General features: G+C 71.4%; 1 pseudogene. It reads right to left on the bottom strand.

Annotated features, from left to right (window positions below):
• Positions 1 to 384: 384 nt before the first annotated feature.
• Positions 385 to 1,403 (bottom strand): annotated as a pseudogene (locus tag ACGFIZ_RS34240) (hypothetical protein); the annotation flags it as partial.

Raw genomic sequence — 1,403 nt, 5'->3', positions numbered from 1 at the left:
GGTGGATGCGGACCGTGCGGGGCAGGCGGCGGGCCAGCGCGGACAGGATCGCCCGGTCTGGCCAGGACAGTCGTGGTCGGCTGTGGACCTGACGGTGCAGCACCGCGACCTCGTGGCGCAGGGCCAGCAGCTCCGCGAGCACCGCTCAGCTGGAAGACCATGACCACGAAGGTGCCTTATTCCCATGAAGCCCCAGCTCACTGCAGGTGCGACAGGCATTGGCACCGTACACCCGCCCACCCCTCCGGCCAGGACGATGCGGTGGGGGCGTTCGGGTCGTCCAGCGGCCCGGGCAGCCCGGGCAGATCCGTGTCCGCCGGCGGGGCAGGTACCGGCCCGGGCATCGGCGACGTATCCCCGTCGTTCAGCCAGGACAGGTCCGCACTACCCTGCGGGCGGTCCGGTCCGGGGGGCAGGGCCCGGCACCGGTGCTTGCCGGGGCGGACCCGGATCGGTCACCCTGTACCGCGCCGCCTCGCGACCGCGTGCTTCCCGGACCAGCTGCAGCAGACCACGCTTGCGCAATGCCACGATCCGGTCATGCACCGTCCGCTGCAGCGTGGATGTCGCCGCGGCGAGGGCTGGCTCGCTGACGGTGATGAACCCGTCGCCGTCCATACTGCCGATCAGGACGTTCCACAACCGCCGCAGCTGATCCCGCTGCGTTGTGGTGGCGTTGTGGCCGACGTGCTGCTCGAACAGCGTCCGGGCATCATCCGGGTCGCGCACCCACTGGCTGCCCGCAGGAAGGGCCGGCAATGCTTGCCGGGGCGGACCCGGATCGGTCACCCTGTACCGCGCCGCCCTGCGACCGTGTGCTTCCCGGTCCAGCTGCAGCAGACCACGGTCGCGCAATGCCACGATCCGGTGATTCACCGTCTGCTGCAGCGTGGATGTCGCCGCGGCGAGGGCTTGCACGCTGACGGTGATGTACCCGTCGCGGTCCATACGGTCGATCAGGACGTTCCACAACCGCCGCAGCTGATCCCGCTGCGTTGTGGTGGCGTTGTGGCCGACGTGCTGGTCGAACAGCGTCCGGGCATCATTCGGGTTGCGCACCCATTGGCTGCCCGCAGTGGGTTGGGGTTGGGGTTGGTCGGGGTGGAGTGGGGCGGGGGTGGGTGGCTCGTCGGCTGGGTGATGGAGGGTGTCGCCGGCGGGGAGAGTGCCGGCGTCGGTGCGGGTCACCGCTGGGGATGGTTGCCAGTCCATGTCCAGCTCCTGGTGGGTGGCCCAGTCGCCGAGGTTCCCGCTGCCCTCGCCGGCCCTGCGCGGCTGGCCGGGGTCGGTGGACATCCCAGCACCGTAGTGCCCGTCGGTCGCACCAATGTCGGGAACCGGCCCCGCCGGTCCCGCCCACCCCGCCGGCCAGGACGACGCGGCCGGCCACGCCGGCCAGGATG

Origin of the sequence: Micromonospora sp. NPDC048830, assembly GCF_043198215.1 — a bacterium.
GTDB lineage: Bacteria > Actinomycetota > Actinomycetes > Mycobacteriales > Micromonosporaceae > Micromonospora.
Note: the sequence above shows the minus strand (reverse complement) of the source record. Positions and strands in the feature narration are given on the sequence as shown.